This window comes from Micromonospora sp. NPDC006766, assembly GCF_040636055.1.
Lineage (GTDB): Bacteria > Actinomycetota > Actinomycetes > Mycobacteriales > Micromonosporaceae > Micromonospora.
In genome coordinates this window covers 20,126-27,768 of record NZ_JBEYIX010000065.1, presented here as the reverse complement: position 1 = coordinate 27,768, position 7,643 = coordinate 20,126, and the positions used below count along the sequence as shown (strand labels likewise).

Here is a 7,643-nt window from a genome sequence, read left to right as displayed (position 1 = left end):
CAGCCAGCGCGCCGAGTCGTTACCAACCCGCCCCAACCTCGTTGAACGAGTCATCAGGATGCTCAATGTTGCAGCCAATGCAATTCAGCTCGGTTCGTCGAGCGGGGCGCCGCGCTCGCGCATGAACGGCACCGGGTCGGTGGAGTTGGCGTTGCTCAGGTCGCAGCGCGACCCGTCGCAAACCGCCTGGTGCGTTTCGAAGTGCAGGTGCGGTCCGGAGGAATGGCCGCTGGTGCCGACCAGGCCGATCGGCTGGCCCGCTTGCACGGTGTCGCCGACGCGTACGTCGGGGCGGCGGACCATGTGGCAGTAGCGGGTGCCGTAGCCGCCGGCGTGCACCAGGTCCACGTACCAGCCGCAGCCGCGGGTGCTCGGGCTGCCGTCGATGTCGCAGTTGCCGGTGCCGGGGTCGCAGCCGGACCACACCACCTCGCCGGCGCTGGCCGCGCGGATGACGGTGTTGCGGACGGCGATCAGGTCCACGCCAGCGTGCAGCCGTCCGGCCCGCGGCCCGTAGCCGCTGCCCACGGCGGCCTGCACGGGCAGGGTCCATCCCGACGCGGCCACGTTCGGGGCGCTGCCGCACACGGCGAGGCTGGCCCCGGGCAGGTCGCTGATCGCGGCGACGCCCGTCACGGCCGCGACGACCTGCTCGGCGTCCTGCTCGTACTCGCCGTACTTGTCGGGGAACGCCGAGACCTGGACCCGTTGCGCGGCGACGGTCAGTGGCAGCTGCTGCCAGTCGGGGATGCGCAGCAGCTTGTCGTAGAACTTCCCGGCGGCGTAGACGGGGTCGAGGATCTGCGCCGGGGTGCCCCATCCCTGGCTGGGCCGCTGCTGGAACAGGCCAAGCGAGTCGCGGTCACCGCCAAGCAGGTTCCGCAGGCTGGACTCGACCATCGCCGTGGCCACCGCGATGACCCAGCCTCGGGCCGGTATCCCCCGCTGCTGGCCGACGGTGACGATCGTGGTCGCGTTGGTGACCTGCTCGCTGTTCCACCGGCCGACCCCGCCGCGCGTGCCCGCGCTGCTCGGTACTCGCGCAGCAGCGGGAGCGCAGGCTGCGGCCGGCGCCTCGATGATCACCGACACCAGCGGCAGACCGCACACGAGCAGCAGCGTCGCCAATACGGCGACGCCGACGCCAACCCGCTGCCCGTTCATCGCCGGCCGGCCTTCGACATGCCGACGTTGGCCACCAACCAGCGTTGGCCGTCGCGTACGCACACCACGCGCAGCACGCCCGCGTCCGTGCCGACGTCGACCTCCGCCCGCTCGGGGGTGGCGGTGACGACGCGGCCGGGTGCGGTGATCCGGGTGGCGGGCACGTTGGCCGGGTCGACGGTGTTGAGCAGGTCCGCGTAGCCGGGCACGGCGTAGGGGCGCACGTCGGCGCGCCACTGGGCGGCCGGCAGGGTCGGGCGTGCCCACCGGGCGACGAACAGTGTCGCCGTGGCCGCGGCTGCGGGGTCCGCGGTGGTGGGGCGGGTGGACAGGACAGCGTCAGGGTCCGGAAGCATGTCGGCCGGCGGTGTCACCGCCAGCGGGCTGCTTGGCTGCGGGGCGGGAGCTCCGGTCGTACGGCTGGTGCAGCCGGCGGCCAGCAGCATCGCGAGCACCAGGAGTGTGTCTCGGCTGCGAGTGCGGGTCATGCCGGCTCCGGGGGTTCGTGGGGCGGCGGGTCCTGGGCTGGCGGGGCGCCGAGCGCGGCGTTGACGCGTTGCCCGAGCAGCCGCAGCTGGTGGTGGACGTCGACCAACGCCGCGCGCTGCACGGTGGCATGCCGGTTGGCGGTGTCCACGAGGACATCGATGCTCTCGCGCAGTTGGGTGAGGCTGTTGCTGATTGCGGCGAGCGGCACGTCGAGCGGGGTGTTCACTCGTCGACGTCGCGGGTGTAGTCGCCGTCGAGGTGCCCGTCGCTGGCCCAGTCCAGCTCCGTGTCCCGTCGTGTCTGCTCGTCGATGTCTGTCCACTGCTGCCTCTCCTCGTTGTCGCGCCAGTTGTCGCGTGCGTCGTGGATGCCGGCGATGAAATCGTTGAGGTTGTCGACTCCGACGCGCAGCCCGGTGAGGGCGGCCTCGAACCGTTGCCAGTCCCAGACGCTGGTGATCTCGGCTGGATGTGTCATCTGCTGCCCCCTGTCTCCTGGGCGCCCTCCGCAGGTGCCGGCCGTGCGCGAATGTCCTCGCTGACGGCCTCATCGGCGGTATCCGGCCAGGGCTGTGCCCAGACGGTGTCCGGGCTGCGAGGAAGGTGCTGGCCGTGCCGACAACGGGTGGTGTCCCATTGCTGCCACCGGGTGCGTGCGCGGTGCAGCGCCTCGTGCCACCGCAGGGGCGCGTCGGGGTCCGCTTTGGCGGAGTAGGCGTGGTGCCACGACACGGCCAGGGCGGTCAGTTCCTCGACCAGGGCCGGGTGCGCCGGCCAGCACGCGCCGAGGTCCTGCGCCAGCCCGTACCGGTCGGACAGCCAGCGGGTCCAGGCGATCAGCCACGCCCACAGCTCGCGGGCGTTATCGCGGTCAAGGTCCCGCCAGCAGTGCCGTGCTGGCGCAAACCCGGTCGGATTGTCGAGGGCGTCGACGCGGTCGGACAGCGCCACGTGGGCCTCGGCGAGCTGTTCCACCGCGCCGCGCAGCGTGTCGATCAGCTCGGCCAGTTCGGCGGTGGCGCGTTCCTGAGGCGAGGCCTGCTCGGGCAGGTCGAACAGGAAGGCCCGGTCCGGCATCATTGTGCTCCCCGCAGTCGGGCGGTGAAGGCGTCCTGCGCGGTGTGGAACCGGTCGGCGTCCGGGCGTTCCCACCAGGCCGGTTGCACCACCTCGACCGGTGGCATGTTGCCCAGCAGCACCAGGGCATGCCCGGCCGGCAGTGTGCGCAGCTCCGCCAGGTCGACCAGGTGCTCCCGGCGGGTGTTCTCCTGGACGCTGGCCCGGCCGCCGCCCCAGGACGCCGCCGAGGACAACTCCTGCACCTGCCCGAGTAGCGACTGGGCGCCCTTGAGCGCGTTGACGTCCTGGGTGCCGCCCATCACGAAGCGGGCGTTCGCGCCGTCGCGTAGCGCTTGGCCGCCGTCGCGGCCCCACCGTTCTTCTAGTTGGTGGGTGTTCTGGCAGGCGATCGACAGGGCGATGCCGGCGCCGCCGCCCTCGGAGGCGAGTGCGGGCAGCGATGGTAGCGGCGCGATGTTGGTGATCTCGTCACCGATCAGGTAGAGGCAGGGCTCGACCCGCCCGCCCTGTGCGAGGAACGACCGTTGCAGGGTGCGGTAGATGATGTCCTCGGCGATGGCGGCGAACAGCGGCGCGATCAGCGCCTGCCCGCTGCGGGTGCCGACCAGGTAGAGGGTGCCGGACTCGTCGAGCCACTGCTCGGGGCGGAACTGCTGCCCGCGCGGCGGTGAGCAGGCGTGCAGGATGCGGGGGTTGCTGAACGCGTCGAGCGCGCCGAACACCACCGACTGGATGGCGTCGCGGCTGCGGCCCGTGGTCTCCCGGTGGAAAGCGAGCCGGTCGGCCCACACGGTCTGCCCGTGGTGGCGCAGGATCCGCTCGGCGCGCGGGTCGGCGGGGTTGGCCGCCCAGCTCGCCACCTCGGTCATCGTGGCGCGCTCGTCCAGGGCTGCGGCGTGCAGCAGACCGCGGATGATCGACGCCGCCTGGTCCTGGAAGTATTGGCCGTTGTCGACGTTGCCTTTGAGGCCGGCGCCGGCGGCGAAGCCCTTGGCGCGCAGCGCCGCGATGTCCGGGTCCTCCGCGCCGTCGATGGGTGACCAGCGCAGTCGCGGCACCCCCGGCACCTGGCCCTGCGGCTCGAAGATCCACGTCGGGCCGATCTGCGCGCGCAGGTCGTAGGTGACCGATGCGACGTCGAGGCGGGTGGAGGTGGAGATGACCGCGCCGCGGGCGTCGGCGACCCTCGGGATGATGTAGCGGCTCGTCTTGTTGGCGAACCGGGCCGCCCCGGCGAGCAGTTCGGTGTATTCGTTGGCCAGGTACAGCGGCTCACCCGTCAGCGCATGGTGGCCGAGCAGCCGAGCTACTTCGAGGGGGTCCGCGCGGCGCCGCTGCTTCACCGTGACGGTTTCGGGTGGGTCGGTGTCGCGGATGGTCAGGCCGGGCCGCAGCACGTCGACGCGGCGCAGCACCGCCTCGGCCGTCACCACCCGGTCGAGGTCCTTACGGCCGGCGAAGCCGCGCCGGCGTACCCATCGCTGCGCCAGCCGCATCGTCACCGCTCCGATTCTGACGAGCGTGGCGCTGAGCAGGACGATCCACAGCCCGTACAGCAGGGGCGCGGGCGGCAGCGTGTCCCGGGCTGCGGCCGGCCACGCCCGCGCCGGGTCGCCCGGGTTCGTGATGAGCCGCACGGCGATGCCCGGCGCGTCGGCGGGTGTACTGTCCGGCCAGGCCGCGTGGGTGACCAGCCCGCCGACCTGCCCGGCGAGCCACAGCGTGACGGTGCCCGACAGCACCAGCAGCGCCGCGATGCCCGCAAGCGCCAACCGGGCCAGAATGTCTGCGCGGGCTACCCCCCGGCGGGGCAACCGGTGTCCGGGGGACATGAGTGAGCCGGCCATCACCGCACCTGCCCGACCACGGCGGCCTGTTCCCCCGGCCACGGCGCCCTCTCCGGCTCAGCATCGGGGGTTCTCCGCATCCGGCTGTCGGTGTCGACCATGCGCCGTTCGATCGCCGAGAGCTGGTGCTTGACGACGTAGGAGCGCAGCCCGACCTTCCACAGCCCAACACCGCGGCGCAGGTGCAGCAGCAGGTTGGTCTCCACGTCCGTGGTGCCCAGGAACTCGCGCGCCGCCTCCAGTGAGCCGGGCGCCTGTCGGTAGGACACCCGCACGCCGGTGTCCTCGATCAGCCCTCGGGCGATGCGGACCTGCTCGGAGTCGGCGCTGCCGCTGGCCGACAGGTCTGTGAAGCGGTGGAACGCCAGGATGTTGGCGGTGCCGAGCGCTCGGGCGAGCTTTAGTTGCTCGCGCATGCGCCTCATCAGCCCGAGGTGGCGGCTGACCAGCGCGAACTCGTCATACAGGCAGACACGGGCGGGGGCGTTCGGGCGGGTCAGCTCCGCCTCCAGCCACGACTGCGCGCAGGTCATCGCCATCGCCGTCATCTGGTCCGATGCGCGGACCGCCCGCAGGTCCAGGATCGCGCCCGGCTGGTCGAAGTCGATCGCCAGCGTCGACGCGGCCGGGGCGTCGAAGATCCCGCCGAGCGCGCCGGTGATCAACCGCTCCAACGCTAGGCGAACGCGGCGGCTGTCGGCGGTGAACTGGTCGACGTCGTAGTGCACCCCGGCCAGCCGGTGCGCCCACCGGGACGGTTCACCCATCGCGGTCAGGACCCGTGACAGGGTCGGGGTGGCCATCCGGTCCGGGCTGGTGCCGTCGTCGGCGCGGGTGACCGCGTCCAGGGCGTACTCGACCAGGGAGCGTTCCGCCTCGCTCAACGGCCCGCCGAGCTGGATCTCCAACAGCCCTTCCAGCAGCAGCAACCTGCGTGCCCGCTGGATCTGCAACCACTCCGCCTCACCCTGACCGGGCAGGCGGCGGATGCCCGCCAGAGGGTTCATCACCACACCGGAACCGGGACCGACCCGCACCGGCTGGATGCCGGCCGCGTCAGCGAGGGTGTCGTACTCGCCCTTGACGTCGACGATGTAGAACCGCACCCCGAACGGAATCCCCCGGAACGCGATGGTCTTGAGCAGCGACGACTTCGCCGACCCGATCTCCCCGGTGACCACCATGTTGGGGGCGCTGAGCACGCCCGCCCGATACAGCTCGTGCACGGAGAACACGAACCCGGCGCGGGAGTACACCTCCTGCCCGATCAGCGGCCCGTCCACCCCCAACCCTGGGTCGGCGACGAACGGGTAGACGCTGCACAACTGGGCGCTGGTGGTGACCAGCGGTGGTAGCCGCAGCCGCCAGAACACCCGTCCCGCGGCCCGTCCAAAGGCTCCCCGCCCGTCGACGGAGGGCGGGCCTTGCAGTTGTTCGGTCAGCCGTCGCAGCGCCCGCTGCTCCCGTGCGAGGTCCGCCTGCGCTGCGGCGAGGTCGCGCCGGGCGGCGGAATCAGCAAGTCGCTGCGACCACGACCCTTCCCTGCGTACCCGGGGCGTCGCGCCCCTGCTCGTACGCGAGGTCATGCGAACCACCCCCGCATCGGCTTGAGGCCGCGCGCCAGGGGCAGCGCGCCGGCCACGAACGCCTGGTCCTGCTCGCCGTAGAGCACGACGGCCTGGCAGCCGCAGCGGCCCAGCACCCGCCGCACCGCGCGCACGTCGTGGCGCAGCTGCTCCGGGCTGTCGGCTGTCACGGTGACCAGGACCGCGTACCGGTAGCGGACGTGGCCGGCGGCCTGCTCCCGGTCGATCTGCTCGACCGCGCGGGCCTCCTCGTCCTCCCGGGCGGTACGCACCAGCCGCATCCGCCGCTTGGTCACCTCGTCACCGGCGCGGGCGACCTTGTCCCGTCGCGTCGCCAGTTGCGCCAGCTGCGCCGGCACCGGCTCAGCAACCACGGTCACCGTGCGCCGGCCGACAGTGCGAGTGAACAACGGCGTCATCCACGTCATCGGCACCGGCTGGCGGGGCATCTCGTACACCCACAGCGTCTGGGAGAACCCGGAGTCGTGCCGGTACGACGACCAGCCCACCGTCTCCGCCGCGACCGGCCCCGCCGTATGCGGCGCCACCTCCAGGTCGGTGTCCTCCGGGTCGAACTGGCCGCGCAGCACCGCCGCGTACTGCCGAGGCGTCAACCAGCCACCGGTCTCGATGCCGGCCTCCCGCACCGCCGCCCGAACACCGGTCAGCTTGTCCAGCACTACCGTGGCGATGGCCGCGTCCGTGCCGCCCGCGTCCGCGACCTCTCCGGACAGCTTCCGCACGTCGAACACCACGGTCAGGAACACCTCGTGGCGTTGCGTGCCCGGCCCGGCTGCTGCGGTGAGCTCGGCCAGCGACCGGTAGGCCGCCGTGCTGGTATCGACCGCCTGCTTTGCGAGGTACCGCTGTGCCCGGTTGCTGACGTCCGGCACCGCTCTCGCCGTCAGCGACCACCGCGCCAGGCCGCTGTCGGCGTACTCGGTGCCGAGCAGGTTCAACACGTCGGTCCACGCGGTGAGCCGCTGATGCTGCACCGATGTGTCCGCCAGGACGAGGTTGCTGCCCGCGCACGACAGTGTCGCGGTCACGGTGCCCTCCCGCCGGTGGTGCAGCAGCCCCACCTCGGTCAGCCCGTCCGCGGCCACCGCCGGTAGCCACTGGTAGCCGGCCGCCGGGCCAGGCAGGTGCAGATGCTTCGTGCCTGGGTTCGCCGCCCACACCGCGCCGCGGTATCGGTCCTGCCGGGCCGCGCGCTGCACCAAAGCCCCCGCGACGATCGGCGTCCACTCGGTGACCCGGCGACCCCGGATCCGCAACAGCCCCGCCGTGAGCAGCAGCACCGCCGCCAGCAGCAGACCACCGGCGGTGCCCTGCCGGCCGACCGCCAGCATGTTCGCGGCGATGACCAGGCAGATCACCCCGGCCACCGCCGTGCCGATCTGCCCCCAGGAAAAGCCCAGGATCGACCCGCGGGTGGACCGCGGAGGAAAGTGGAACTGGGTCACGCCCTACTCCTC

The 7,643-nt window shown here is 72.2% G+C and carries 8 protein-coding genes; all 8 read right to left on the bottom strand.

What is annotated here, in order from left to right; translation table 11 throughout:
* Positions 1-84 precede the first annotated feature (84 nt).
* The 8 genes from ABZ671_RS29590 to ABZ671_RS29555 are packed head-to-tail and all read right to left on the bottom strand — an operon-like array spanning position 85 to position 7,631.
* Positions 85-1,164: a M23 family metallopeptidase gene (locus ABZ671_RS29590; RefSeq protein ID WP_357864301.1), complete on the bottom strand. Its 1,080-nt coding sequence runs from the start codon at positions 1,162-1,164 to the stop codon at positions 85-87.
* On the bottom strand, positions 1,161-1,652 hold the full coding sequence (locus tag ABZ671_RS29585) for a hypothetical protein (protein ID WP_357864299.1): 492 nt from the start codon (positions 1,650-1,652) through the stop codon (positions 1,161-1,163). The genes ABZ671_RS29590 and ABZ671_RS29585 overlap by 4 nt, the downstream gene beginning before the upstream one ends.
* A complete protein-coding gene (locus tag ABZ671_RS29580; RefSeq protein WP_357864297.1) occupies positions 1,649-1,879 on the bottom strand; it encodes a hypothetical protein in 231 nt (76 codons plus the stop codon). Before ABZ671_RS29580 ends, ABZ671_RS29585 begins: the two co-directional genes overlap by 4 nt.
* Positions 1,876-2,130, bottom strand: a complete 255-nt coding sequence (locus ABZ671_RS29575; protein WP_357864295.1) for a hypothetical protein — start codon at positions 2,128-2,130, stop codon at positions 1,876-1,878. Before ABZ671_RS29575 ends, ABZ671_RS29580 begins: the two co-directional genes overlap by 4 nt.
* Entirely contained in the window at positions 2,127-2,732 is a 606-nt protein-coding gene (locus ABZ671_RS29570; protein WP_357864293.1) for a hypothetical protein, read from the bottom strand. Before ABZ671_RS29570 ends, ABZ671_RS29575 begins: the two co-directional genes overlap by 4 nt.
* Positions 2,729-4,579, bottom strand: a complete 1,851-nt coding sequence (locus ABZ671_RS29565; RefSeq protein ID WP_357864291.1) for a TraM recognition domain-containing protein — start codon at positions 4,577-4,579, stop codon at positions 2,729-2,731. Before ABZ671_RS29565 ends, ABZ671_RS29570 begins: the two co-directional genes overlap by 4 nt.
* On the bottom strand, positions 4,579-6,165 hold the full coding sequence (locus ABZ671_RS29560) for a hypothetical protein (protein ID WP_357864289.1): 1,587 nt from the start codon (positions 6,163-6,165) through the stop codon (positions 4,579-4,581). The genes ABZ671_RS29565 and ABZ671_RS29560 overlap by 1 nt, the downstream gene beginning before the upstream one ends.
* Complete coding sequence (locus tag ABZ671_RS29555; RefSeq protein WP_357864287.1) at positions 6,162-7,631, bottom strand: SCO6880 family protein; 1,470 nt, start codon at positions 7,629-7,631, stop codon at positions 6,162-6,164. The genes ABZ671_RS29560 and ABZ671_RS29555 overlap by 4 nt, the downstream gene beginning before the upstream one ends.
* Positions 7,632-7,643: the final 12 nt, after the last annotated feature.